This window comes from Streptomyces sp. STR69, from assembly GCF_024519455.1.
Classification (GTDB): Bacteria; Actinomycetota; Actinomycetes; order Streptomycetales; family Streptomycetaceae; genus Streptomyces.
The window spans coordinates 125,814-148,299 of the sequence record NZ_JALJRY010000011.1; the positions used below are offsets into that span (position 1 = coordinate 125,814).

Here is a 22,486-nt window from a genome sequence, read left to right on the forward strand (position 1 = left end):
CGTGGCGTCCTCATAAGATCGCTGGTACCGCCACCTTTCGTACGACTCCCCCTGGAGGCCCGGCGTGCCCGAAACCGCGCGCGGCTCCGAACCCGAGACCGAGCCCGGTCCGCCGTCACCCTCGTCGGCCCCCACCACCCGCCGCCGCAGCGCCCTGCTCGCGGCCGGTGCCCTGGTCGCCGTGGCGGCCGTGACAGCCGGTGTGCTGGCCGCCCGGGGGTCCGGCTCGGGCGGCAAGGCCGCTGCCGCCGCCGACGGGCTGCCGCACACCTCCGTCGAGGTCGCGACCTCCGGCTGCGGCAGCGGCTGGACGCATCCGCAGGCGGGGCACCAGGTCTTCGAGCTGCACAACACGTCCAGCACGGCCGCCGAGGTGTACCTGACCGACGCGACGACCGGCGCGGTCTACGGCGAGGTCGAGGGGCTCGCACCGGGCACGGTCCGGCCGTTGGGCGTGACGCTCGGGAACGGGTCGTACGCCTTCAAGTGCCTGCCCGACGACGCCGACGCCGTGACCGGGCCCACCGTCCGCATCACCGGCTCGAAGGTGCAGAGCGGACCGGCGGCCGTGCCGATCACCCAGCAGGAGCTGATCCCGCCGACGTTGGCCTACCAGAAGTGGATTCAGGCCCGGACCGTCGAACTGGCGCAGAAGACCGACGTGTTGAAGGCCGCCGTCGATCGCGGTGATCTCGCCGCGGCCCGCAAGGCGTGGCTGCCCGCTCATCTCGTCTACGAGCGGATGGGCGCCGCCTACGGCACGTTCGGTGACTCCGACGGGGCGATCAACGGCACGACTGCCGGGCTCTCCGGCGGAGTGCGCGACGCCGGGTTCACCGGGTTCCACCGGGTCGAGTACGGGCTGTGGCACGGCGAGTCGGCGAGCGGGCTGCGTGGTCCGGCGGACCAACTCGCCAAGGACGTCCACGCGTTGGAGAGCAGCTGGCCCACCCAGCGGATGGATCCGGCCGACACCGGGCTGCGCGCGCACGAGATCCTGGAGAACACCGTGCAGTTCGAGCTGACCGGCCGCACCGACTACGGCAGCGGCACCAACCTGGCCACCGCCCTCGCCAACCTCGACGGCACCCGGGTACTGCTCGGATACCTGGGCCCGCTGCTGAAGACCCGGGACTCGGACTACGCCGAGCTCGGCGACTGGATGGACCGGGCCCAGCACACCCTGGACGGCCTCGACCACTCCGGGAAGTGGACCCCCTTGGCTCAACTCACCCGTCCGCAAAGGGAGAAGGTCGACTCCGACCTCGGCGGACTGGTCGAGCGGCTGGCCGACGTGGCCGCCCTCACGGACGTACGGAGGACCGCGTGAAGCGCGGACACGAAGTGGGCCGCCGGGGTTTCCTGGCGAGCGCGGCGGCCGTGGCCGGTGCCGGTCTGGTGGCCGCCGACCGGGGTACGGCCTCGGCCGCCGCGGCCGAAACCAGTGCTCGCGTGCCCTTCCACGGTCTCCACCAGGCCGGGATCATCACCCCGGCGCAGCGCGCCACGGCGTTCGTCTCCTTCGACACGACCGCCGAGAACCGGGCCGAACTGACCGAGCTGCTGCGGACGTTGACCGACCGGGTGCGTTTCCTGACCTCCGGCGGAAGCCCGGAGGACCTGGGCATCACCGCCCCGCCCGCCGACTCCGGCACCCTGGGTCCGGACCTTCCCGCCGACCGGCTGAGCGTCACGGTCGGTGCCGGGGCCTCGCTCTTCGACGACCGCTACGGGCTCGCGAAGCGCGTGCCCCGCCGGCTGACCGCGATGCCCGCCTTCCCCGACGACGATCTCGACTCCGCCTGGTGCCACGGCGATCTGAGCGTGCAGTTCTGCGCCGACACCTCCGACACCGTGCTGCACGCCCTGCGCGATGTCACCCGGCACACCCGTGGCGGCATGCAGGTGCGCTGGCGGACGGACGGGTTCATCAGCCCGCCGCGCCCCTCGGGCACCCCGCGCAACCACCTGGGCTTCAAGGACGGCATCGCCAACCCGGCAGTGACCGACGCCCGCGCGATGAACGACCTCGTGTGGGTGGGAGCCGACAGCGGCGAACCAGCCTGGACGACCGGTGGCAGCTATCAAGTCGTACGGCTGATCCGGATGTTGGTGGAGTTCTGGGACCGGGTCTCCCTCACCGAGCAGGAGCGGATGTTCGGCCGAGCCCGGGACACCGGCGCCCCGCTGGACGGACGGCACGAGAAGGACACCCCGAACTTCGCCCAGGACCCGCAGGGCGATGTCATCCCGCTCGACAGCCACATCCGGCTCGCCAACCCGCGCACCACGCAGAGCGCCGACCAGCGGATCCTGCGCCGGGGCTACAACTACGACCGGGGCATGGACAGCAACGGCAACCTCGACATGGGGCTGCTGTTCTGCTGCTACCAGCAGGACCTGGCCCGGCAGTTCGAGACCGTGCAGAAACGGCTGGCCGGTGAACCGCTGGTCGACTACGTCTCGCCGTACGGCGGCGGCTACTTCTTCGCGCTGCCCGGGGTCCGCGACAGCGCCGACTGGCTGGGCCGGACCCTGCTGACCTGAGAGCAGGGTCAAGAACGGGCCAACAGACCATGAGGAATTCCTGACCGGGCGTTCGCTCCCACGTCATTGCCGCTCCCCCGCCCCGCCGTCACCATTGCCCAGGCTACGGCCGTAGGCGTCACGGTCATGGGTGGCGCGGCAGTGAGAACAGTGCTCCCGGAAGGCGAGACAGCATGATCGGCACAGGAAGAATCCCAGGCGCGCGGCGCGGGTTGACCCGCGTGGGTGCCCTGCTCGGCGCGGCGGCGCTGGCCACGGCGGGCGGGGTCGTCCCGGCGGCGGCGAACTCCGGCGGCCACCAGCCCTCCGGCAGCACGCACACGGCCACCCCGATCAAGCATGTGGTGGTGCTCTACGACGAGAACATCTCGTTCGACCACTACTTCGCCACCTACCCGCAGGCCGCCAACACGGACGGCACGAAGTTCAAGGCCGCGGCCCACACGCCGAAGGCCGACAACCTGCTCAGCGCCGGGCTGCTGAAGAAGAACCCGAACCTCTACACGCCCACCCGGCTGAGCAGTTCGCAGGCCATGACCTGCGACCAGAACCACTCCTACGGCCCCGAGCAGTACGCGGCCGACGGCGGCAAGGCCGACAAGTACGTCGAGAACACCGAGGTCAACAAGTGCAGTGGCCTCTTCGGTGAGCCCGGTCTGGTGATGGACTACTACGACGGCAATACCGTCACGGGCCTGTGGAACTACGCCCAGCAGTACGCCCTCAACGACAAGTCGTTCAGCTCGACCTTCGGTCCTTCCACGCCCGGCGCCCTGAACCTGATCTCCGGCCAGACGCACGGCGTGATCTCGGTCGACCCGGCCTCCGGCACCGAGAACCCCAAGCAGACCACGACCCCGGACTCCTACACCGTGGTCTCCCCGAACGCCAAGGGCGTCGGCACGGTCATCAACGACCCCGACCCGGCCTTCGACGACTGCTCGGACAAGGACCACTCCTCGACCAGCGCGCTCGCGGCGATGCAGGGCAAGAACATCGGTGACCTGCTCAACAACAAGGGCGTGAGCTGGGGCTGGTTCCAGGGCGGCTTCCGGCCCAGCACCGCGTGGGACGGCAAGAGCGGCGACTACGCGAAGTGCGCCGGCACCACCCACACCAACGTCGGCGGCGCCGCTTCCGAGGACTACAGCCCCCACCACTCGCCGTTCGAGTACTACAAGTCGACGTCCAACCCGCACCACCTGGCGCCGAAGTCCGTCGCCGAGATCGGCCACAACGGCCGGGCGAACCACAACTACGACCTGACGGACTTCGACGCGGCGCTGAAGGCCAACCACCTTCCCGCGGTGAGCTTCCTGAAGGCGGCCGAGTACCAGGACGGGCACGCCGGTTACTCCGACCCGACGGACGAGCAGAACTTCCTGATCAAGGAGATCAACGCGATCCAGAAGTCGCCCGAATGGAAGTCGACGGCGGTCGTCATCGCCTACGACGACTCCGACGGCTGGTACGACCACGTGACCTCCAAGGTGCTCAACGGCTCCAAGGACTCCACGGTCGGCTCCAACGGCAAGGCCACCGACAGCCCGGCCTGCCAGTCCGGTCCGGCCGCGAAGGGCGGCTACGCCGACCGCTGCGGTCCCGGCACCCGGCAGCCGCTGCTCGTCATTTCGCCCTACAGCAAGGTCAACAAGATCGACCACACGCCCACCGAGCAGGCGTCGATCACGCAGTTCATCGAGGACAACTGGCACACCGGCCGGATCGGTGACGCGTCCTTCGACCAGCGGGCGGGCACCCTGGGCGGCATGTTCGACTTCAAGCACCCGAACGACAAGCAGGTGCTGCTGAACACGAACGGCTCGGTGCAGTCGGTCAAGCGGATCCCGCAATACTCCCAGACGTCGTCGACGGCCACCACGGCGCCGTACCCGGCGTACGTCCAGGACCTGAAGGCGCAGAACGTCGCCGCCAGCGGCACCGCCTCCGACACGCCGGCGATCGCGATAGGCGCGGGGCTCGTCACCGCCGCGGGCGCGACCACCGCGTTCGCGCTGTACCGCCGCAGGGCGCGCACCGCGTCCGTGTAACTCCCGGCGGACCTGGGGTAGTTGTTCCGTCCCGAGGGCGGCGAGGAGATCCTGCTCGCCGCCCTCGGCCGTGTCGGCGGCGGGCTGATCGCGACCGGTTCCGCGCGACGGCACCTGCCTCTACACTGGCAGCCACGAGATACCGGGTGACCTGCGAGAACAGATCGGTCGAGCCGACCCGCCGGAGTGAGGAGCGACCCCCCTTTGTTCTACTACCTCCTTAAATACGTCATTCTGGGTCCCTTGCTCAGACTCGTCTTCCGGCCCCGTATCGAGGGCCTCGACCACATACCGGAGTCGGGCCCAGCGATCGTCGCCGGCAACCATCTCTCGTTCTCGGACCACTTCCTGATGCCCGCGGTGCTGAAGCGCCGGATCACCTTCCTCGCCAAGGCCGAGTACTTCACCGGGCCCGGCATCCGGGGCCGCCTCACGGCGACCTTCTTCCGCAGCGCGGGCCAGATCCCGGTCGACCGCTCCGGCAAGGAGGCGGGCCAGGCCGCGATCCGCGAGGGCCTCGGCGTCCTGAGCAAGGGCGAGCTGCTCGGCATCTACCCGGAGGGCACCCGCTCCCACGACGGCCGCCTCTACAAGGGCAAGGTCGGCGTCGCGGTCATGGCCCTGAAGGCCCAGGTGCCCGTCATCCCCTGCGCGATGATCGGCACCTTCGAGGCCCAGCCGCCCGGCAAGGTCATCCCGAACATCCACCCGGTGACCATCCGCTTCGGCAAGCCCCTCGACTTCTCCCGCTACGCCGGCATGGAGAACGAGAAGGCGATCCTGCGTGCCATCACCGACGAGATCATGTACGCGATCCTGATGCTCTCCGAGCAGGAGTACGTCGACCAGTACGCGGCCGTCGCCAAGGCCGCCGAGGCCGCCGAGGCGAAGGAACGCAAGTTCCCGCGCCTGCCGCTGAGTTGAGGCTGCGCACGCAGAAGACATGCCGAGGGGCGGCCGGTTCGGAACCGGCCGCCCCAAGTCACGTACGACTGCTGCTCGTTACGGCACCGGCGTCGCGTGCGGGGTGCACGTCACGTCGGAGGCGTCCACCTTGCCGGTGAGGAAGTAGGCGTCCACCCGGCTGTTGATGCACGGGTTGACCAGACCGGTCACACCGTGGGAGCCCGCGTCCTTCTCGGTGATCAGACGGGAGCCCTTGAAGCGCTGGTGCAGTACGACGGCACCCTCGTACGGCGTCGCGGCGTCACGCTGCGACTGCACGATGAGAACCGGCGGCAGACCCTTGCCGGTCTTGACCTCGACCGGGGACTGCTGCTTGACGGGCCAGGTGGCGCACGGCAGGTTCATCCAGGCGTTGGCCCAGGTCAGGAACGGGTACTTCTTGTTCAGCGCCGTGTTGTCCTTGTCCCACTTCGCCCAGCTGGTGGGCCACTTGGCGTCGGTGCACTCGACGGCCGTGTAGACGGCGTTGCCGTTCTCCGAGGTGATGTTGCCCGCGGTGTCCGCCATGTCGGGCGAGGCCGCGTCGATCAGCGGCTGGGGGTCACCGGCGAAGTACTTGCTGAACGCGGTGGCGACCGGCACCCACGAGGAGTCGTAGTACGGGGCGCCCTGGAAGAAGCCGAGCAGCTCGGCCGGACCGACGACCCCGCCGAGCGGGCTCTTCTTGGCGGTGGCGCGCAGCTGCAGCCACTTGGCCTGGACGGCGTCGCGCGTGGTGCCGAGGTGGAAGGCCGCGTCGTTCTTCGCGACCCAGTCCTCCCAGTCCTTCCAACGGCCCTCGAACGCGACGTCCTGGCCCAGGTTGGCCTCGTACCAGATGTTGTCGCGCGCCGGGTTGACGACGCTGTCGACGATCATCCGGCGGACGTGGCTCGGGAACAGGGTGCCGTAGACGGCGCCGAGGTAGGTGCCGTAGGAGACGCCCAGGTAGTTGAGCTTCTTCTCGCCGAGGGCGGCGCGGATGACGTCCAGGTCGCGCGCGGTGTTCGGCGTGGTCATCTGCGCGAGCATGGCGGTGCCGGTGCGCTCGGCGCAGCCGTCCGCGTACTCGCGGGCCAGCTTGCGCTGCGCGTTCTTGTCGGCCGTGGAGTCCGGTACCGGGTCCGCCTTGGGCGCCTTCACGAACTCCTGCGGGTCGATGCAGGAGATGGGCGCCGAGTGGCCGACGCCGCGCGGGTCAAAGCCCACGAAGTCGTACGCCTTGGACGTGTTGACCCACAGCGGGTTCTTGGTGGTGACCCGGAGCGGGAAGCGCATCCCGGAGGCGCCAGGACCGCCGGGGTTGTAGACGAGCGCGCCCTGGCGCTCCGCCGCGGTGCCGGTGCTGACCGCGCGGTCGACGGCGAGCTTGATCTTCTTGCCGTTGGGCTTGGTGTAGTCGATCGGCACGGTCACCCAGCCGCACTGGACCGGCTTCGCGAAGCCCCAGGCGGTGGGACAGTCCTGCCAGTCGATCCCGGCCTTCGCGGCGCGGGCGGCGGTGAGCGCGGCACCCTTGGCCGCACTGTCCTGTCCGTGGCTTGCCGCCTGGTTGGGCTGCGCGTTGGCCGTGGGCGCCGCCACGGCACCGGCTAACAGAGCCGCCGCGGCGAACCCGGCCGAGCCGAACGCCGTGACGCGGCTCCTCGGTCTGATGAACCTCAAGTGGGCCCCTCCCCGTACATAGTTGCGAAATGGTCTCGGGGGATCCTCCCGGCTGTGAGGTGTCTGAGGACAGGGGCTGTTGACCTTCTTTACCAATCCGATAAGCGGAAACTCACGTACCGCTCAGCGGATACTCATGCGAGCGACGCCAACGCCTCGTCCAGCACCCGCCGCAACCGCAGCCCGTCGGCCGCGACAGCCGTCACCACCACGGCGGGCCCGGCCAGCGGCGCCAGCGCCGCGCACTCCCCCAGCATCCGCGCCACAGGCGGCTCCTGGGTGAACTCCGGCCGTACGACGACGAGTTGACCCACCGCGCGATGTCCCGCGAGGACGGCGGGCCCGTCCCAGCCGCCCGGTGCTCCGGGACCGCAGGCCAACTCCTGGTCCAGCACGGTCCGTCCGGCGATCCGCAGCGTGAGACGGCTGGTGAGCCGCCCGGCTTCCTCACCGACCCGCCCGAGCACCTGCTCCTCGCGCAGCACGAGCCGCGCGGAGCCGGCGAGGTCGACGCGCGTGGTGACACGAAGGTCGCTGCCGCACACGGAGATCAACTGCTCGGGCAGCCACTCCAGTTCACCGCCCTCGGCCACACCGATCCGCACGTCGTACCGCGACTCGCCCTTCGCCTGCCCCGGCAGCGCGATGGTCGCCGCGGCCGACCCGACCCGCAACCGCGCCCCGGTCTCCACATCGGCCACGACGGCGAAGTGATCCCCTCCCAGCGGCCCGCTCATCGCCCCGACGAGCATGACCCGGGCCTCCGCGCCACTCCCCCGGATCCGCCGCAGCGCGAGCGGCCCGTCCCCCTCCAGCACGGGCAGCGCGGTACCACCACGCCCGTCGTCCCGGGCCACGATCCGCGCGGTGGCCCGAACGCCGGTAGCGATCACGCCGCCCACTCGGCGAGTTGCTTCCGCACCCAGTGGGCGACATCGCCGACCCCTGCCTCAGTCCTCAACGACTGGAAGACAACGGGCAGTTCGGCCCGCTGAGCCTTCGCATCGGCGGCCATCCGCCCGAGATCGGATCCCACGTACGGCGCGAGGTCGGTCTTGTTGACGACGAGCAGATCGGCGGTCGTGACCCCGGGCCCGCCCTTGCGCGGGATGTCGTCCCCGCCGGCGACATCGATCACGAAGATCTGCGCGTCGACGAGCCCCTTCGAGAAGGTCGCGGTGAGATTGTCCCCACCGGACTCCACGAGGATCAGATCCAGCGGCCCCACCTCGTCCTCCAGGTCCTCGACCGCTTCGAGGTTGGCGGAGATGTCGTCCCGGATCGCCGTGTGCGGACAGGCTCCCGTCTCCACGGCGGTGATCCGCTCGGGCGGCAACACGGCCTCCCGCAGCAGGAATTCGGCGTCCTCACGGGTGTAGATGTCGTTGGTGACGACGGCGAGCGAGAGTTCGTCGCGCAAGGCCCGGCAGAGCGCGGCGACGGTGGCGGTCTTCCCGGAGCCGACGGGACCGCCGAGGCCGATACGGAGGGCACGACGGGTGCCGTCCGGCCGACGGGCGTCGGCACTGACGGCGGCGGGGCCGTGGTGGTCGTGGTCGAGGTGCATAAGGCGGCTCCTTTTTGTGCTGGGCCGGCAACAACCAGCCCGTCCGGCGTTTGAGGACGAGGCCGTTCAGGCCGATCGGGGGTCCAGGGGGCGGAGCCCCCTGGCGGGGTCGAAGGGGCAGAGCCCCTGGAGGACGGGACGGGTAGGGGCGGCGGGGGCGGGAAAACCCCTACGACGCGAACAACCGCACAGCCCAGGCCGCATGCGCCTCCGCCCCGATCTCCAGCAACGGCGCGGACGCACAAGGCAGTTCATCGACACCGTGGTCCACCACACGCCCGGCCGCCTCCACCGCCCGATCCGCGACAAGGTCCAACTCCGGCGCCAACCGCGCCAGTACGGCCGTAGCGTCGAAGGGATCGAGACTCAGCAACCGCACCGTCGCGGACGCGGGCCCGCTCACACTCTCGTAGGCCGCGCAGTACGCCGCGTCCTCGGCCCCGAGACCGGCCGCCCGAGCGACCAGCCCCAGCACGACCGGCTGATGGGCACCCTTTGGGAACTCCCGCGCCAGCGCGTCGAGTTCGGCGGACGGCCAGGTCGCGCGAGCGGCCCGCATCAGCTGCCGCCCGAGCTTCCGCGCAGCGGTCCGCAACGCGGGTGACGGCGTCCGCGCATCGGCCGCCGCGTCCAACTCCCCCGGATCGACGCCGAGTACGGCCGCCGCGGCCAGCGAGGCGGACACGACCCCGGCCGTATGCAGCCGCCCCCGGCAGAACTCCCCGAGGCTCGCCGCCCCGGTGACCCGCCCGGCCTTGACGGCCGCTTCCGCCCCGCCGGAGTGCGCGTGCCCACCGGCGGGAAAGCGCCCGTCGGCGAGGACCAGCAGTGCTCCCCTGCTCATCGCGGCCCTGCCATCAGAAGAGGAAGTACCGCTGGGCCATGGGCAGTTCGGCCGCCGGAGTCGCCTCGACGAGTTCCCCGTCGATGTGCACGGCGAAGCTGTCGGGGTCGACCTGGACGCGCGGCCGGGCGTCGTTCTCCCGCATGTCGGCCTTGGTCACCCCACGGGTGGACTCGATGGCGACGAACTTCTTGCCGAGGTCGAGCCGTTCGGGCAGCCCGTCCTCGATAGCCAACTGCGCCACGAAGTTGAAGGAGTTGGCGGCCGGGGCCCGTCCGATCGCCCCGAACATCGGGCGCGGCAGGATCGGTTGCGGGGTCGGGATGGACGCGTTGGCGTCGCCCATCTGCGCGTACGCGATCTGGCCGCCCTTGATGACGAGGTGCGGCTTGACGCCGAAGAACGCCGGTTCCCACAGCACGAGGTCGGCGAGTTTGCCGCTCTCGACGGAGCCGATCTCGCGGGCGAGGCCCTGTGCGAGGGCGGGGTTGATCGTGTACTTGGCGACATAGCGCCGTACGCGATGGTTGTCGGCACGGCCGTCACCGGGCAGCGCTCCCCGCCGCCGCTTCATCACATGGGCCGTCTGCCAGGTCCGCAGGATCACCTCGCCCACGCGTCCCATCGCCTGTGCGTCGGAGGAGATGATCGAGATGGCGCCGAGGTCGTGGAGGATGTCCTCCGCGCCGATCGTCGAGGGGCGGATGCGGGACTCGGCGAAGGCCAGGTCCTCGGGGACGGCCGGGTTGAGGTGGTGGCAGACCATCAGCATGTCGAGGTGTTCCTCGGCCGTGTTGACGGTGTAGGGCCGGGTCGGGTTGGTGGAGCTGGGCAGCACGTGCGGCTCGGAGACCACCGTCATGATGTCCGGCGCGTGCCCGCCGCCCGCACCTTCGGTGTGGTACGCGTGGATGCCGCGTCCGGCGATGGCGGCGAGGGTGTCGCCGACGAACCCGGCCTCGTTCAACGTATCGGTGTGGATGGCGACTTGGACACCCGTGCGGTCGGCGACGGTCAGCGAGGCGTCGATGACGGCGGGGGTCGAGCCCCAGTCCTCGTGCAGCTTCAGTCCGAGCGCGCCCCCGCGGATCTGGGACATCATCGCGTCGTGCGAGACGGTGTTGCCCTTGCCGAGGAAGCCGATGTTGAGCGGGTACTGCTCCATCGCGGCCATCATGCGGGCGAGATGCCAGGGCCCGGGGGTGACCGTGGTCGCCTTGGAGCCCTCGGCCGGTCCGGTGCCGCCGCCGACCAGTGTGGTGACTCCGGCGGAGAGCGCCTCGTCGGCGATCTGCGGGCAGATGAAGTGGACGTGCGCGTCGACGGCACCGGCCGTGAGGATGCGGCCGTTGCCGGCGATGACCTCGGTCTCGGGGCCGATCACCAGGTCGGGGTGGATGCCGTCCATGGTGTCGGGGTTGCCGGCCTTGCCGATGCCGGTGATCCGGCCGTCGCGGATGCCGACGTCGGCCTTGACGATGCCCCAGTGGTCGATGATGACGGCGCCGGTGATGACGGTGTCGGGGGTGCCTTCTGCGCGCGTGGCACGCGCCTGGCCCATCGACTCGCGGATGACCTTGCCACCACCGAACACGGCCTCGTCACCGGCGAGTCCGGGACCGCCGGAGCGGTCCTCCTCGATCTCGATCAGGAGGTCGGTGTCGGCGAGCCGGATGCGGTCGCCGGTGGTCGGTCCGAACAGGTCCGCGTACGCGGCGCGGGAGATCTCAGGCATCGAGGGCACCTCCGGTCTCCCCGCGCAGTCCGGGCACGACACGGGCGCCGGCCAGCGGGACGAGTTCGACGTCGACGGGGATCCCCGGCTCGAAGCGCACGGCCGTACCGGCGGCGACGTTGAGCCGCTTGCCGCGTGCGGCAGCGCGGTCGAACGCGAGCCCGGGGTTGGCTTCGGCGAAGTGGTAGTGGGAGCCGACCTGGACGGGCCGGTCGGCGGCGTTGAGGACGGTCATCCGTGTGACCTCGCGGCCCGCGTTGTAGACGATCGGGTCGTCCGCGAACAGGATCTCGCCGGGAATCATCGAGGCCTCCTACACGATCGGGTCGTGGACGGTGACGAGTTTGGTGCCGTCCGGGAAGGTCGCCTCGACCTGTACGTCGTGGATCATCTCGGGGATGCCCTCCATGACGTCGTCCCTGGTGAGCAGCTTGCGTCCGGAGGCCATCAGCTCGGCGACGGTCCGGCCGTCACGGGCGCCTTCGAGGATGTGCGACGTGATGAGGGCGACCGTCTCGGGGTGGTTGAGCTTCAGTCCACGGGCCCGGCGCTTCTCGGCCACGTCGGCCGCCACATGGATCAGCAGCCTCTCTTGCTCGTGCGGGGTCAGTTGCACGCTCCCACCTCACAGTCCTCGCTCCGGACCGTGCGGGGTCCGGCTGCCGCTTAAACGCTCCGCTCGGAGTGCGGGACGTCATCCGAAGGCCCGTCGTGGCTGGTCGCGCAGTTCCCCGCGCCCCTTCGGGGCGCTGCCGAACCGCAGCGGACTTCGCCGGACCCGCTCAGCCCCCAGGGAAAAATCCCTGGTGGCGTGGATCGGCAGGCTAGTTGGACCGAGTTTCAAGCAAGTTAACCGAGCTGTGATCAGGACAATCACATCTACGCCCGTAGAGCCGCCCTCTCGACCACGCGGCTAAGAGGGGTTCGGCCCCCGGTGCTCGGCGGCGATGCCGAACCGATGGTGTTCGCGGGGAGCGGACGCGACCTCGCGGACGTGCGAGACGGCACTGATCACCTGCTCGTCGGCGTTCGCGTCCAGCTTGTCGAGTTCATCGAGTCGCTCCAGGTCGGCGGCGGAGACCAGCGCGACCAGGGGCTTGCCGTGCCGTGTCACGACGACGCGCTCCCCGCCGTACACCACCCGGTTGATCAGGTCGGCGAGCTCAGCCCTGGCTTGCGTCACCGGAATCTCGTAGGCCATACCCCTAGCTTACGGTGCGTTCTCAGTGTCCGTGAGATACAGCAAATCCAGGAAAGCCAAGGTCAGAGGCGTTGCGACCGTCGCCTCACACAGGGTCTGTGAGATGTGCGTGAGAGATTCCGGAGCGCGCACCGGCCCCAATCGCACACCAAGCCCCGCCACGCAGGAAGCTTCCGACTTCCTCCGCGTGGCGGGGCTCGTTGGTACGTGCATAAGGCTTCTACTTTGCCGCCTTGATCGGCACCGTGCACGAGGCATATGCGCGTGTGTCCGCATCGCACGGGGTGTGAAAAACCCCGTCCGTCCACCAGCGGGCGGTGGACGGACGGGGCGAGTGAACCCGCCCCGCCGTAGTCCTTCCGAGACCTCCGGCGGGGCGGGCGTCTGGTGGGCGCCTCGCTCTCCTGGCATAGAGAGGGCCGGTTCCCGGGGTGGCCGAATGCCGTCGGGAGCTGGCCAACGTTCACATTACATGTAGCGTGCTATGGCGTACTAGGCATGCTGTATCTCGCCTGACGTGCCATGACACCCCTAGCTTGTCCCGGTGATCGACTTCGTCCCCGACCAACCGCGATGGCGCCAGGTATACGAGGTGATCCGTCAGCGCATCGCCGACGGCACCTACGCGCCCCGCACGCGCGTCCCCTCCGTCCTCCAGTTGCAGCAGGAGTTCGGAATCGCCGGGAACACCGGACAGAAGGTCCACCGGCAGCTTCGGGAGGACGGTCTGATCTACACCGAGCCCGGTCTTGGGAGTTTCGTGGCTCAGGCGCAGCGCGAGGACTCCGCTCCCGGGGATTGAGCTGCGCCTACAGGAGCCTCGCCACCTCCGACGGCAGAAACAGCTCGCGGGCTCGGTGCTCGGCCCACAGGCCGCCGGGGTCGCCGTCGTCGCGGGCAGCGTAGTGGGGGCAGATGTCACAGTTGCGCGCGTGTGGGCGTGGCACCTGGTCGGCGTGGCCCTCGACGATGTGCCGGGCAACGGCCATTTGCTCACCGAAGCAGTCGGCGTCCGCGGCGACCTTCTCGCTGAAGGCACGGAGCAGCTGCACGCACTCCTCGCACCCGAACATGAACGGTGCCGGAGGCGGGAGCACCTTGTCGTCAGTGAAGTCGTCCATCAGTCCCTCTCGATGAGCCCGCCCCTGCCGGAGACTTCCGAGTTCCTCGGCGGGGCGGGCCGACCCATCACGCCGAGGCTTCCGATTCCTCGACGCGATGGGAGTTCGTGGGCGCGACCCTTACCCTGCGGTCGCCATGGGGCCCCATTCCAGGGGCAGCGGGCCGCGATCAGTCGCGGCGGACGGCCTCGGCGCAGAGGGAATGGATCCGGCCGGACCTGGTCGAGTTCCCGGAGGGACTGACCCGGTCGTACGGCATCGTGTCCTCGTCAGCTCCCAGAGGCCTGTCGCAGACCAGACACATCGCGGTCCCCGCGAGGGTCTCGTAGTGGTCGCACAGGGCCACGACCAACCGGGCCAGCCGCTGGACACGCTCGAACTCGCGCGTCAGGCCCGACCGTTCTATCTCGGTGCTCCGTCGACGAGCCTCCTCGGCGGCGACCAGCGCCACCTGCCCACGCACGTCGTCCTTGTCGCAGCGCTCCGCGAGCTTCTCGACCTCCGGAATCAGCCGGCACAGGTCGCCGTAGAACACGTGCGCAGCGTGCTGCACCGTCTCGTAGCGCGGCAGCGTCTGATGCGAGTTGAGGAAGCTCTTCGCGCTGGCGCGCAGCTTCTCGGTGTCAACGGATGCGGTCTTCCCTTCTACGCCGGCCGCGTTCACCATGCCGCTCCCGCCCTGTGTCCTGCCGCGTCAGGGGCGGTATGGCCACACTGCTGGATTCCTGCCTGCTGTTTGCTCATGCTGCTGGGTCCCCTCGGAGTGCGTACGCCAGTCGCAGCGCCACGTCCGCGCGTACACGCCCCAGCTCGACGAGCCGGAGGCCCGGCGAGGCAGGGTCGACTCGAAGTGACGGGAACACGATCCCGTTCTCGCCCAGGGCTTCCCTCAGTGATTCCATCGCCGTGTGGGGATCTACGTCTTGCGACTCGGGTGCTTTGACCATGAACAGGACGGTAGGAGAAGGGAGTTGTGCGCCGCCACGACAGTTGCACAAAGTTGCTTGACCGTTCCGCGAAGTTGCGGCAAGTTGCCAATTGAGCGTCAGGGAATCGAGTACGGAGGGCTTTGACCTCGGAGACGCTGAGGTGATTCGGTCCTTCGGCGAAAGGAATGGATGATGACGCGTCGACTGCGCTTCAACGGCACAGGCAGCGGAGTAAACGGCTGCCCGGCCGTGCACGAAGACCTGGACACCGGCGAGGTGATCGTGCACGGCCCGGCTCTCACGGAACCCGGCGACCTCGCCCAGCTGCGGCACCTGAACGACGGCGAGATCCCCATCGTCGTGCCGCGTGAACTGCTCGTCGACTTCGGCCCCAAGGAGGTCACCCGCGTGCCGGACATCATCGGCCCGGACGAGTTCGACCGGCTGTTCACCCAGTTCAAGCACACGGCGTGGCGTCTGGAGACGCGGCGACGGTACGCCTCGGACGAAGACACCTCGACCTACGCCCAGTTCATTGGCGGAGAGCCTGTCACCTGGGAGGGGATCGACGCCGAGTGGTGCGCCGAGCGCCGCCAGCAGACCGCCTTGGGCAAGCGGTTCGAGCGAGTCCGCATCGTCGACAACCCGCCCACGCCCGGGCAGCTCTACCTCCTCGACAACGCACGCCGCAACAGCTCCGTCGGCGAAACGATCCGCAACCTGTGGCGTGCAGACGCCGATCGGCACGAGCTGCCCGCCGAGGATTTCTGGCTCTTCGACTCCCGGCTCGTGGCGCTCCTCAACTTCGATGACTCCGACAACCTGGTCAGCGTGGAGCTGATCACCGAGCCCGCAGCCGTGCAGCGGTACGCGATGGCCCGCGATGCGGCGATGCATGATGCCGTCCCGTACGAAGAGTTCGCGGCACAACTGGCCGCACAGGAGTAGGGCAGGTGCACACCGGTGAGCACGGACTACCAGCAGGCGCGGGAAGCGCTCGGAGGGCGGCTTCGCGAACTTCGGTTCTCGGCCCCCGGTGGCCGGCTCACCGGTACGCAGCTTGCCGACACGTTCGGGTGGAACAAGTCCAAGGTCAGCCGACTGGAAAACGGCCGCCAGACCCCCACGCCTGAAGATCTGCGCGGCTGGGCTGAGGCAACAGGCCAGCCGGAGGTCTACGACGAGCTGCTCGCCAGACTCCGCGGCTTCGAGTCCCACATCCGCTCGTGGCGGCGCCAGCTGGCCTCGGGGCACAAGGCGGTGCAGGACACCCACCTGGGTGCACACGTTGACGCCCATGTGTTCCGGGGCTGGGAGCCCGCCATGATCTTCGGAATCCTCCAGACTGCGGACTACGCCCGGTCCATCTTCAGGAGGTACGCGGAGCTCCAGCGCTCGCCGCGCGACACCGAGGAAGCAGTCCGCTCGCGCATGAGGCGCCAGGAGGCGCTGTACGACTCCTCGAAGCGGTTCCACCTGATCCTCTGGGAAGCCGCTCTTCACGCCCTGATCTGTCCGCCCTCGGTGCTGGCGGCTCAACTGGATCGCCTGGCCGGAACCATCGGGCTCGACACAGTGGAGCTGGGCATCATCCCCCTGTCCGCATCCCTGAAGATCCCTCCAGCCACGGCCTTCTGGGTCTACGACGATCGGCAGGTGATCGTCGAGAACTGGCACGCCGAGCTGTGGATCGACGACGAGGCGAGCGTGGACACCTACATGCGGACCTGGACGACTCTGCGCGAGTCGGCGGTGTACGGCGCCGACGCCCACGGCATGATCAGCCGCGCCCGGCAGGCCCTACTCCCCCACTGACCTGCCGCCGGGGATGTCGGCGCCGGATCCTAGGCTGTCCCCATGTCCCCCACCCCTCAGGCCTTGGGCCCCGTGCGGCCTGCTGCCGTCGTGAATGAGGAGATCAGGGCTCTGGTCAAGGCGGCGGGCGGCTGGCTGTACGGCGAGTCCCGGCAGCGGTACGTGCTGCTCGTCACGGAGTGGACCGAGGCGGTCGCGATCGAGCACCGGCGCGGCGAGATTGTCGAGACGGTGTAGCTACGGGCATGCGAATGAGCCCCCGTCGCCCGAAGGCGGCGGGGGCTCTGTGCGTCAGATGTACTGGCGGCGGTGGGGGTCGAGGGCGAGCGAGGACGGGGACGGGCTGTCGCCGCCGCCGGGCTGAGGTGCTCCGTCCTTGCGGCAGACCAGGGCGTCGGGGTCGTAGTCGGGGCTCTGGAAGGAGTAGCCGTCGGGGCAGGTCTGGCCGTCCGTCCCGTCCTGGCCGTCCTTTCCGTCTTGCCCAGCAGGTCCGGCTGGCCCGGCAGGACCCGACGGTCCGGGCGGCCCGCTGGGACCGACAACTCCGGCCGCCCCGCTCGCGCCGACGGGGCCCGTCGCTCCGGGGCTTCCCGTGACGGTGGACCCGTTTCTCCCGTCCCGGCCAGGGGAGCCTGATGTCCCGGGGGGTCCGGACGGCCCGGCGGGACCCCGGGGTCCGACGATCGACTTGCCGGACTCGCCGCGACTGCCGGGCGGTCCGGCGACGGGGGACGCGCCGAGGCGCTCGACCTGTGCCGCGAGCGCGTCGCGGGCAGCGTTGGCGGTCTCCAGTTCCTGGTGCAGGCCGACGAATTGGACGACGAGGAGCGCCAGGCCCGCGAACAGGACGACGACCATTCCGGCGATGACGACTTCCGCCCGCGGCAGGCTGAGGTGCCGTGTCGGCTTCGTGCTGTGCTTGGCGTCGCTCACTTGGCCACCACCGCCCAGATCGCGATGACACTGGAGATGATGCACATCGCGACGGGCACGATCAGCTGGTAGAGGCGGGCCTGCCGCTCGGCCTCACGGCGTTTCGCCTCTTCGCGCTGGTACTGCTCGAAGTCGTCTTCCAGCTTCGCGTTCTCACTCGCGCACCGCTGAATGTCGGCCTGGAGCTGCGCCAGGCGCTGATCCACGTAGGTCGTCTGGACCGTGTAGACGTCCAGCGACACCATCCTGTCGAGCCGCTGGTTCAGCTCGGAGAAGCGGCTGGAGAGCGTGGCTTGGAGGGCGCCGATCTGCCTGCCCAGCTCGCCGTTCGACGGCTCCTCAGCCACGGCTGCGCCCGGTCAGAGAACCTGCGGCGGCTGAGCAGCAGCCGACGTTGTTGCCGGCCGGTTCGGGACGGCCCACGTGAAGCCGAGTCCTCCCAGGACCGCGAGCACCATGGCGACCGCCTCGGGGCCGGTGACCTTGCCGTCCTGCAGAGCGGTGCCCGCGGACGCTGCTCCCGCGACCACTGCGGCGACGACCGCCTTCCAGTACCGGGACACCTTCATCGCTCAGCCCTCCGTGGGGTTGGTGACGGTGACCTCGACTTTGAGGCCGTCCAGCTTGGCCACGAGCACGGCTTCAAGGGCAGCCGGGTCCAGCGCGGCAAGCGCGGCCTGGAGGTCCTTGACGCGGGCGAGGGTCTCGCGGATGCCCTCGACCTGGGTCTGCTGGGTGTACCCGGCCGACCATGTCGCGTTGGCGACGGTCTTGCCGTCCGGCCCGTAATAGTCCGGGTTGTTGTAGGGCGGCCGGGCGGCGGGGATAACGTCTGCTGCCCAGATCCGGGCCAGATCGGTGCCCTCCAGAGCCCCACCGCCCGCAAGCAGTTTGGCTACTACGGCGTCGGCGACCTTGCTGATGTCGTCAGTGGTCAGTGCCACGTCGGTGTCCTCTTCTGCCGCCCAGGCGGCCATCTCGGCGCGGCTCGCGAATGCGGCCACGTTCGTGTCCAGGGGGGTGGAGGTGTACTGGTGGATCAGCCATGCGGCTTTGATGTCGGGCTGCCCGGGCTTGCCGTTGTACTGGGCGATCCACAGCCCGTCGCCCGCGTAGCCGCTGGTGTCCTTCGAGAGCCACAGGTTCTGGCCCGTGTACAGGAGCACCCTGTTGGACGGCCGGAGCCTCTTCACCGCGCGGATGAAGGAGTCCTTCTCCGCGGTGCTCGGCAGAGTGCCGTCGGCCGGATTGGTCTCCCAGTCGCAGGCCAGCAGGTCGCCGGCCTTCGGTGCCGCGTGGGCAACGAAGTACTCCGCCTGAGCCTGGATGCTGCCTGAGACGAGGAAGTGGTAGTGGCCGACGACCCGTCCGTTGTCCCGGCCTCGCTGTACCTGTGCGGTGTGGCGGGGGTTGACGTAGTTCGTGGCCTGCGTGGCCTTCACGATCACGAAGTCGTGTCCGGTCAGGTCGTATGTCGCGCTCTGGTAGTTCGAGACATCGATGCCCTTGATCGTCACGTCGGTCCTTTCAGCCTGCGGTGAGCACGCCGTCGCGCAGGAAGCCGTGGTAGTCGGCCGCCTGGATGGATCCGGCTCCGGCAGAGCAGGTGTCGCCGTTCTTGTCGACGGTGATCCGGCATTCGCGGGGATTGCCGTGGCGCACCCAGCACTGATGCGGTTGCCCGGGCCGGGTGCAGTTGGAGGCCTGGGAGTCGACCTGCCAGTCACGGCCGTTGGGGAGACGCACCATCAGATGGATGCCGTCGAGGCCTGCCCATGACGGGGGCATCCACCATGCGTCCCACATGGCGCCGGGGGGCGCCGCAGACGGTGCGCCGACGTCGCTGGCCTGCCGTTTCCGGAGCGTGTAGCGCTCGCCGGTGTCGGGCCGCTGGTAGATGAGCTCCTGCCACTCCTGCCGGTGGTCGTCATCGGTGAAGGCGTATCCGCAGGCGCAGTGGGCAGGCCACTGCGGGTCGTCCGGTCTGACGAGCGGCCGTGCGGCGAGTACGCGATAGCCGTCCCGCTCGTCGAAGACGGCGTCGTCCTCGCCGGTGAAGACGAGGGCCGAGTGGTAGCCGGCCGCGCAGGTGAACTCTGCGCAGCCTGAGCCGGTGTGACGATCGGCGTAGCGGCGCAGCCCGGTTGCGATGCGGTCGGTGGGCTCCAGCCAGAACGTGCGCGCTTCGGGATAGGTCATTCCGCACGCTCCGGGTCAGGAGGACAGGGTCATGGCGCGCGTCGTGTAGGCCGTGTAGCCCTTGGTGCCGGTGACGCCGGGGAAGCGGGCGGACAGGAGGTCGACGAGGGCCTGGAGGAGCGCGTCGCCCTCCGCTTCGGTCTCCGCTGTCCCCTCTGTCGTGATGTGCAGCTGGAAGGTGGTCGCGCTCTGCGCGCTGTACCGGCCGGATGCTGTCCAGGTGACGTCGGACTGGCTGGTCTGCGGGGTGTCGAGGGGCATGCCTGCTCCTATGCCGTGTAGGTGGTGACGATGACGACGCCGGCCGCACCGTTCGATCCGGCGACAGCGGACTGCGAGGCTCCGTTGGCGGGCCCGGAGGCGCCGCCGCCGTACGCGTTGCCGTCGAAGCCGGTGGTGGTGGTAGCGGCGACACCGGAAGCCCGGCGCATGTTCGCGAGGGCCGCCGAGCCGCCGTTGTTGAACTTCAGCGCGATCGCAGAGATGACCTGGCCGTTGCCGCCGTCTCCGCCGGGTATCCGGGTGTCGCCGCCGGTACCGCCGGTACCGCCGTTCGCGCCGCCGTTGGACACGTTCGTCGAGGTGGCGGCGGCACCGTTGGCGCCGGTGCCGCCAAGCGCGGTGATCAGCGCACCGAAGGATGAAGTGCCGCCGTTGGCGCCCGCGTTGGCGCCCGCGGTGCCGCCGGCGCCACCGGTGCCGACGGTCACGGCCACGCTGGAGCCCGTTGTCGCCGGCAGGAACAGGCCGCGTGCGTACTCCCCACCCCCGCCGCCGGGCGCGCAAGCGGCCTGCCCGGCGCCGGTGGACGCGATGCCGCCGCTGCCCCCACCCGCACCCTGCACCTGGACGTCGACGAGGATCGCGTTCGCGGGCCGGGTCCAGGTCCCGCTGGCCGTGAAGACCTGCACGTCCTTGTTGCCGATGATGATGGCGTCGGCGGTCGTGGCCAGGGCCTGGTAGTGCTCCCAGAGTCTGGTGTGGTCTGTGGACTGCGGATAAGTGATGCCCTTGGAGGTGTTGGCGGTCATGACGTGCGCCTCCAGGAGAGCGAGACGGTGAAGGCCGCGGACCAACTGCCGCGGCCTGCGAGGTGGATGTACGGGTCGTCGCTGCTGACGCTGATGCCGATGCCTCCACGGGTGCCGTCGATCAAGGCCTGCCCCCACGAGGTGGGCAGCGTGAACGTCGTCGACGAGCCGATCGTGAGGCTGGGGCCGGAGGTGGACTCGTTGAGGGAGGGCGCGCCGCCCGGACGGCTCGTCTGCGAGATGAGGCGCAGGGTGGCGGAGCGGGCGGAGAAGTCGCCTGCGCTCAGCCGCTTGATCTTCACGGTGGCCTTGGTGCAGGTGGCGCCGTTCAGCGTGTGTGGTTTGGAGCCGTAGAAGGCCGCGCCCGTGTTGCGGCCGTACGACGAGCCCCCGTACCGGCCCTGGTAGAGATCGAACGAGTTGGTGGGGTCTCCGTCGGAGCGCCAGCTGCCGTCGCGGTAGCAGGCGGTGGACGTCGGAACGCACGTCAGGGTGCCGGTCGTGACGACGGGCTTCGGGGCCGGTGGTGCATCTCCGGTGTCGGGCGGAGTTGTGTCGGCGGGCGGCGGCGTTGCGGGAGTCGACGTCGGCGCCGCGGGGATCACGTTGGTGACGTAGTAGGTGCTGCCCAGCCTCGCGAGAAGCAGGATGTTGCCGATGGCGACCGTCAGACCGGTTGCCACGCGGGCGGTCACGACGATGCCGCCGACCTTCACCAGGCAGGCGCCGGAGGCCGCAGCGGTCTGAGCCGTGCCGCGCACGGCGCCCATACCGGCAGTCGAGACGCGTGAGTCTGCGAAGTCGGCCATCTCGCCCCCCTACAGCACGCGCACGGTGAGGCTCTGCTCGCCGGGCGAGTAGGGCAGCGACAGGGACTCGACGGCGCATCGGGCAGCGGTGAGGCCGGCGCCGGTGACGGACAGGATGTCGCCGGTGACGAGCCCGGGGTGGGGCACCATCGTGACGGCCAGCTTCCTGAAGGCCTGCCGCCTCAGCAGCGTGAGCTGGGCAGCGGCAGCCGTACGGCACTGGGCCACCGTCGTCAGAAGCGACGACTGGTAGGGGAACGGCACGGGGAGCGGGTTGAAGGGGCCGCCGTACTGGAACGGAGAAGTCCCGGAACTGTCGTAGGCGACGCCCTGGATCTGGTTGCCGGACGCGTCCTCGCCCTGGGCGACCACGCAGTTGTACGCGCCGTCGCGGGTGGTGGATCCCTGCCAGCGCACGACCGTCCCGTTCTCCCGGTCGTCACTGATGGACAGGACCGGCGAGCCCGCATCGCTGACGGGCTCGATCAGCAAGTAGCCGTCCTCGGTGACGCGTTCAGCCGCTCCCCATGCGTCGAGGACCTCGGTGACGGCACCGAGCCGGTCGGTGTCCCACTGCATGCCGAGCGGGACCGCCCGGTCCACGAGGGTGCCGGCGAAGCTGACGGTGAGTGCGGGTTCGACCAGGGCGCGCACGACGGAGGCGAGGGTGTCCGTGCTGCTGGGCTGGAAGGGTGCGACGAGGCTTGCCTCATCGATGAGGGTGAGCATCCCGGCGCAGTTCACCGTGACGGTGTCTCCGTCGGTTTCGCTGGACGTGATGAGGAACCAGCCGCGGTTGATCCACTCCATCTGGCCGCCGCCGATATCGACGCCGTAGTCGATACGCAGCATCTGCCCGTACGCCGCGAGCGGGTGGGCCGGGTCGGTGCCGGGGTCCCAGTCGAATCCCTGGTCGCGGCGGGAGATGGTGAGGCTGACCTGTTCGGGAACGGCCAGGGAGCGGTCGCGGGACTCGCTGCCGTCGCCGATGGGGATGTTGTCGGCGAGCAGGACACCGCCGAGCCAGGACTCGGCCCGGATGTCCATGGTGTAGCTGCCCTGGACGACGGCGAGCGCGGTGGCGGACATGTCCA

The 22,486-nt window shown here is 69.6% G+C and carries 28 protein-coding genes; 8 read left to right on the forward strand and 20 right to left on the reverse strand.

All coding sequences use genetic code 11. The features are described 5' to 3' along the window. Window positions 1-64: 64 nt before the first annotated feature. The 4 genes from OC490_RS21715 (at window position 65) to OC490_RS21730 (ending at window position 5,522) form a co-directional block, all read left to right on the forward strand. A complete protein-coding gene (locus OC490_RS21715; protein ID WP_262059634.1) occupies window positions 65-1,330 on the forward strand; it encodes an EfeM/EfeO family lipoprotein in 1,266 nt (421 codons plus the stop codon). Then, entirely contained in the window at window positions 1,327-2,547 is a 1,221-nt protein-coding gene (gene efeB / locus OC490_RS21720) for an iron uptake transporter deferrochelatase/peroxidase subunit (RefSeq protein ID WP_262059635.1), read from the forward strand. The genes OC490_RS21715 and efeB overlap by 4 nt, the downstream gene beginning before the upstream one ends. A 173-nt stretch (window positions 2,548-2,720) precedes the next feature. Then, window positions 2,721-4,598, forward strand: a complete 1,878-nt coding sequence (locus tag OC490_RS21725) for a phospholipase C (protein ID WP_262059636.1) — start codon at window positions 2,721-2,723, stop codon at window positions 4,596-4,598. Window positions 4,599-4,802: 204 nt separating this feature from the next. After that, window positions 4,803-5,522 (forward strand): lysophospholipid acyltransferase family protein, encoded by a 720-nt coding sequence (locus tag OC490_RS21730; protein WP_262059637.1) that lies wholly within the window; start codon window positions 4,803-4,805, stop codon window positions 5,520-5,522. Between the two features lie 78 nt (window positions 5,523-5,600). Here the strand turns inward: OC490_RS21730 and OC490_RS21735 are convergent, their stop codons facing one another. The 8 genes from OC490_RS21735 to OC490_RS21770 all read right to left on the reverse strand — a co-directional run bounded on the left by OC490_RS21735 (window position 5,601) and on the right by OC490_RS21770 (window position 12,555). Continuing rightward, the gene (locus tag OC490_RS21735; RefSeq protein WP_262059638.1) at window positions 5,601-7,208 is read right to left on the reverse strand and encodes an alpha/beta hydrolase; all 1,608 of its coding nucleotides are present in this window, start codon (window positions 7,206-7,208) and stop codon (window positions 5,601-5,603) included. A 134-nt stretch (window positions 7,209-7,342) separates the two neighbouring features. Beyond that, a complete protein-coding gene (locus OC490_RS21740; RefSeq protein ID WP_262059639.1) occupies window positions 7,343-8,110 on the reverse strand; it encodes an urease accessory protein UreD in 768 nt (255 codons plus the stop codon). Then, on the reverse strand, window positions 8,098-8,775 hold the full coding sequence (ureG, locus tag OC490_RS21745) for an urease accessory protein UreG (RefSeq protein WP_262059640.1): 678 nt from the start codon (window positions 8,773-8,775) through the stop codon (window positions 8,098-8,100). The genes OC490_RS21740 and ureG overlap by 13 nt, the downstream gene beginning before the upstream one ends. 169 nt (window positions 8,776-8,944) lie before the next feature. Beyond that, the gene (locus OC490_RS21750; protein ID WP_262059641.1) at window positions 8,945-9,619 is read right to left on the reverse strand and encodes an urease accessory protein UreF; all 675 of its coding nucleotides are present in this window, start codon (window positions 9,617-9,619) and stop codon (window positions 8,945-8,947) included. A gap of 13 nt (window positions 9,620-9,632) precedes the next feature. Next, entirely contained in the window at window positions 9,633-11,354 is a 1,722-nt protein-coding gene (locus OC490_RS21755; RefSeq protein ID WP_262059642.1) for an urease subunit alpha, read from the reverse strand. Next, window positions 11,347-11,658: an urease subunit beta gene (locus OC490_RS21760; protein ID WP_262059643.1), complete on the reverse strand. Its 312-nt coding sequence runs from the start codon at window positions 11,656-11,658 to the stop codon at window positions 11,347-11,349. Before OC490_RS21760 ends, OC490_RS21755 begins: the two co-directional genes overlap by 8 nt. A 9-nt stretch (window positions 11,659-11,667) precedes the next feature. Further along, window positions 11,668-11,970 carry an urease subunit gamma gene (locus OC490_RS21765; protein WP_262059644.1) on the reverse strand — a complete coding sequence of 101 codons (303 nt, stop codon included), beginning with the start codon at window positions 11,968-11,970 and terminating at the stop codon, window positions 11,668-11,670. Between the two features lie 297 nt (window positions 11,971-12,267). Continuing rightward, the gene (locus OC490_RS21770) at window positions 12,268-12,555 is read right to left on the reverse strand and encodes a type II toxin-antitoxin system Phd/YefM family antitoxin (RefSeq protein WP_262059645.1); all 288 of its coding nucleotides are present in this window, start codon (window positions 12,553-12,555) and stop codon (window positions 12,268-12,270) included. A gap of 544 nt (window positions 12,556-13,099) precedes the next feature. On the opposite strand from OC490_RS21770, the gene OC490_RS21775 reads away from it, so the two are divergent. Further along, window positions 13,100-13,357, forward strand: a complete 258-nt coding sequence (locus tag OC490_RS21775) for a GntR family transcriptional regulator (protein ID WP_262059646.1) — start codon at window positions 13,100-13,102, stop codon at window positions 13,355-13,357. Between the two features lie 7 nt (window positions 13,358-13,364). Here OC490_RS21775 and OC490_RS21780 read toward each other — a convergent pair whose 3' ends face one another. The 3 genes from OC490_RS21780 to OC490_RS21790 all read right to left on the reverse strand — a co-directional run bounded on the left by OC490_RS21780 (window position 13,365) and on the right by OC490_RS21790 (window position 14,623). Then, a complete protein-coding gene (locus OC490_RS21780) occupies window positions 13,365-13,676 on the reverse strand; it encodes a hypothetical protein (RefSeq protein WP_262059647.1) in 312 nt (103 codons plus the stop codon). A 169-nt stretch (window positions 13,677-13,845) separates the two neighbouring features. Continuing rightward, window positions 13,846-14,343, reverse strand: coding sequence for a DUF6415 family natural product biosynthesis protein (locus OC490_RS21785; RefSeq protein ID WP_262059648.1), 498 nt, complete (start codon window positions 14,341-14,343; stop codon window positions 13,846-13,848). Between the two features lie 73 nt (window positions 14,344-14,416). Continuing rightward, a complete protein-coding gene (locus tag OC490_RS21790; RefSeq protein ID WP_262059649.1) occupies window positions 14,417-14,623 on the reverse strand; it encodes a hypothetical protein in 207 nt (68 codons plus the stop codon). A gap of 174 nt (window positions 14,624-14,797) precedes the next feature. Here OC490_RS21790 and OC490_RS21795 point away from each other — a divergent pair, with 174 nt between their 5' ends. The 3 genes from OC490_RS21795 to OC490_RS21805 are packed head-to-tail and all read left to right on the forward strand — an operon-like array spanning window position 14,798 to window position 16,657. Continuing rightward, window positions 14,798-15,553, forward strand: coding sequence for a DUF6879 family protein (locus tag OC490_RS21795; protein ID WP_262059822.1), 756 nt, complete (start codon window positions 14,798-14,800; stop codon window positions 15,551-15,553). 15 nt (window positions 15,554-15,568) lie between these two features. Further along, window positions 15,569-16,420: a helix-turn-helix domain-containing protein gene (locus tag OC490_RS21800; protein ID WP_262059650.1), complete on the forward strand. Its 852-nt coding sequence runs from the start codon at window positions 15,569-15,571 to the stop codon at window positions 16,418-16,420. A 42-nt stretch (window positions 16,421-16,462) separates the two neighbouring features. After that, on the forward strand, window positions 16,463-16,657 hold the full coding sequence (locus tag OC490_RS21805; RefSeq protein ID WP_262059651.1) for a hypothetical protein: 195 nt from the start codon (window positions 16,463-16,465) through the stop codon (window positions 16,655-16,657). Between the two features lie 54 nt (window positions 16,658-16,711). Here the strand turns inward: OC490_RS21805 and OC490_RS21810 are convergent, their stop codons facing one another. The 9 genes from OC490_RS21810 to OC490_RS21850 are packed head-to-tail and all read right to left on the reverse strand — an operon-like array spanning window position 16,712 to window position 22,481. Continuing rightward, a complete protein-coding gene (locus OC490_RS21810) occupies window positions 16,712-17,353 on the reverse strand; it encodes a collagen-like protein (RefSeq protein WP_262059652.1) in 642 nt (213 codons plus the stop codon). After that, a complete protein-coding gene (locus OC490_RS21815) occupies window positions 17,350-17,700 on the reverse strand; it encodes a hypothetical protein (RefSeq protein ID WP_262059653.1) in 351 nt (116 codons plus the stop codon). The genes OC490_RS21810 and OC490_RS21815 overlap by 4 nt, the downstream gene beginning before the upstream one ends. Window positions 17,701-17,712: 12 nt before the next feature. Then, the gene (locus OC490_RS21820) at window positions 17,713-17,922 is read right to left on the reverse strand and encodes a hypothetical protein (protein ID WP_262059654.1); all 210 of its coding nucleotides are present in this window, start codon (window positions 17,920-17,922) and stop codon (window positions 17,713-17,715) included. A 3-nt stretch (window positions 17,923-17,925) separates the two neighbouring features. Then, the gene (locus OC490_RS21825) at window positions 17,926-18,870 is read right to left on the reverse strand and encodes a glycoside hydrolase family 25 protein (RefSeq protein WP_262059655.1); all 945 of its coding nucleotides are present in this window, start codon (window positions 18,868-18,870) and stop codon (window positions 17,926-17,928) included. A gap of 10 nt (window positions 18,871-18,880) precedes the next feature. Further along, window positions 18,881-19,552, reverse strand: coding sequence for a hypothetical protein (locus OC490_RS21830; RefSeq protein WP_262059656.1), 672 nt, complete (start codon window positions 19,550-19,552; stop codon window positions 18,881-18,883). A 15-nt stretch (window positions 19,553-19,567) separates the two neighbouring features. Then, window positions 19,568-19,813 (reverse strand): hypothetical protein, encoded by a 246-nt coding sequence (locus tag OC490_RS21835; protein ID WP_262059657.1) that lies wholly within the window; start codon window positions 19,811-19,813, stop codon window positions 19,568-19,570. Window positions 19,814-19,821: 8 nt separating this feature from the next. Beyond that, a complete protein-coding gene (locus OC490_RS21840) occupies window positions 19,822-20,583 on the reverse strand; it encodes a glycine-rich domain-containing protein (RefSeq protein ID WP_262059658.1) in 762 nt (253 codons plus the stop codon). Then, the gene (locus tag OC490_RS21845; RefSeq protein ID WP_262059659.1) at window positions 20,580-21,392 is read right to left on the reverse strand and encodes a hypothetical protein; all 813 of its coding nucleotides are present in this window, start codon (window positions 21,390-21,392) and stop codon (window positions 20,580-20,582) included. Before OC490_RS21845 ends, OC490_RS21840 begins: the two co-directional genes overlap by 4 nt. Before the next feature lie 9 nt (window positions 21,393-21,401). Beyond that, complete coding sequence (locus OC490_RS21850; protein ID WP_262059660.1) at window positions 21,402-22,481, reverse strand: DUF5047 domain-containing protein; 1,080 nt, start codon at window positions 22,479-22,481, stop codon at window positions 21,402-21,404. Window positions 22,482-22,486 lie beyond the last annotated feature (5 nt).

Excerpts from the sequence above, each read along its gene's own strand:
- OC490_RS21725 (WP_262059636.1), top strand. The coding sequence starts at position 2,721 with ATGATCGGCACAGGAAGAATCCCAGGCGCGCGGCGCGGGTTGACCCGC.
- OC490_RS21785 (WP_262059648.1), bottom strand. The coding sequence starts at position 14,343 with ATGGTGAACGCGGCCGGCGTAGAAGGGAAGACCGCATCCGTTGACACC.
- OC490_RS21850 (WP_262059660.1), bottom strand. The coding sequence starts at position 22,481 with ATGTCCGCCACCGCGCTCGCCGTCGTCCAGGGCAGCTACACCATGGAC.
- OC490_RS21755 (WP_262059642.1), bottom strand. The coding sequence starts at position 11,354 with ATGCCTGAGATCTCCCGCGCCGCGTACGCGGACCTGTTCGGACCGACC.
- OC490_RS21760 (WP_262059643.1), bottom strand. The coding sequence starts at position 11,658 with ATGATTCCCGGCGAGATCCTGTTCGCGGACGACCCGATCGTCTACAAC.
- OC490_RS21820 (WP_262059654.1), bottom strand. The coding sequence starts at position 17,922 with ATGAAGGTGTCCCGGTACTGGAAGGCGGTCGTCGCCGCAGTGGTCGCG.
- OC490_RS21750 (WP_262059641.1), bottom strand. The coding sequence starts at position 9,619 with ATGAGCAGGGGAGCACTGCTGGTCCTCGCCGACGGGCGCTTTCCCGCC.
- OC490_RS21780 (WP_262059647.1), bottom strand. The coding sequence starts at position 13,676 with ATGGACGACTTCACTGACGACAAGGTGCTCCCGCCTCCGGCACCGTTC.
- OC490_RS21790 (WP_262059649.1), bottom strand. The coding sequence starts at position 14,623 with ATGGTCAAAGCACCCGAGTCGCAAGACGTAGATCCCCACACGGCGATG.
- OC490_RS21795 (WP_262059822.1), top strand. The coding sequence starts at position 14,798 with ATGACGCGTCGACTGCGCTTCAACGGCACAGGCAGCGGAGTAAACGGC.
- OC490_RS21805 (WP_262059651.1), top strand. The coding sequence starts at position 16,463 with ATGTCCCCCACCCCTCAGGCCTTGGGCCCCGTGCGGCCTGCTGCCGTC.
- OC490_RS21830 (WP_262059656.1), bottom strand. The coding sequence starts at position 19,552 with ATGACCTATCCCGAAGCGCGCACGTTCTGGCTGGAGCCCACCGACCGC.
- OC490_RS21840 (WP_262059658.1), bottom strand. The coding sequence starts at position 20,583 with ATGACCGCCAACACCTCCAAGGGCATCACTTATCCGCAGTCCACAGAC.
- ureG (WP_262059640.1), bottom strand. The coding sequence starts at position 8,775 with ATGCACCTCGACCACGACCACCACGGCCCCGCCGCCGTCAGTGCCGAC.
- OC490_RS21770 (WP_262059645.1), bottom strand. The coding sequence starts at position 12,555 with ATGGCCTACGAGATTCCGGTGACGCAAGCCAGGGCTGAGCTCGCCGAC.
- OC490_RS21835 (WP_262059657.1), bottom strand. The coding sequence starts at position 19,813 with ATGCCCCTCGACACCCCGCAGACCAGCCAGTCCGACGTCACCTGGACA.
- OC490_RS21845 (WP_262059659.1), bottom strand. The coding sequence starts at position 21,392 with ATGGCCGACTTCGCAGACTCACGCGTCTCGACTGCCGGTATGGGCGCC.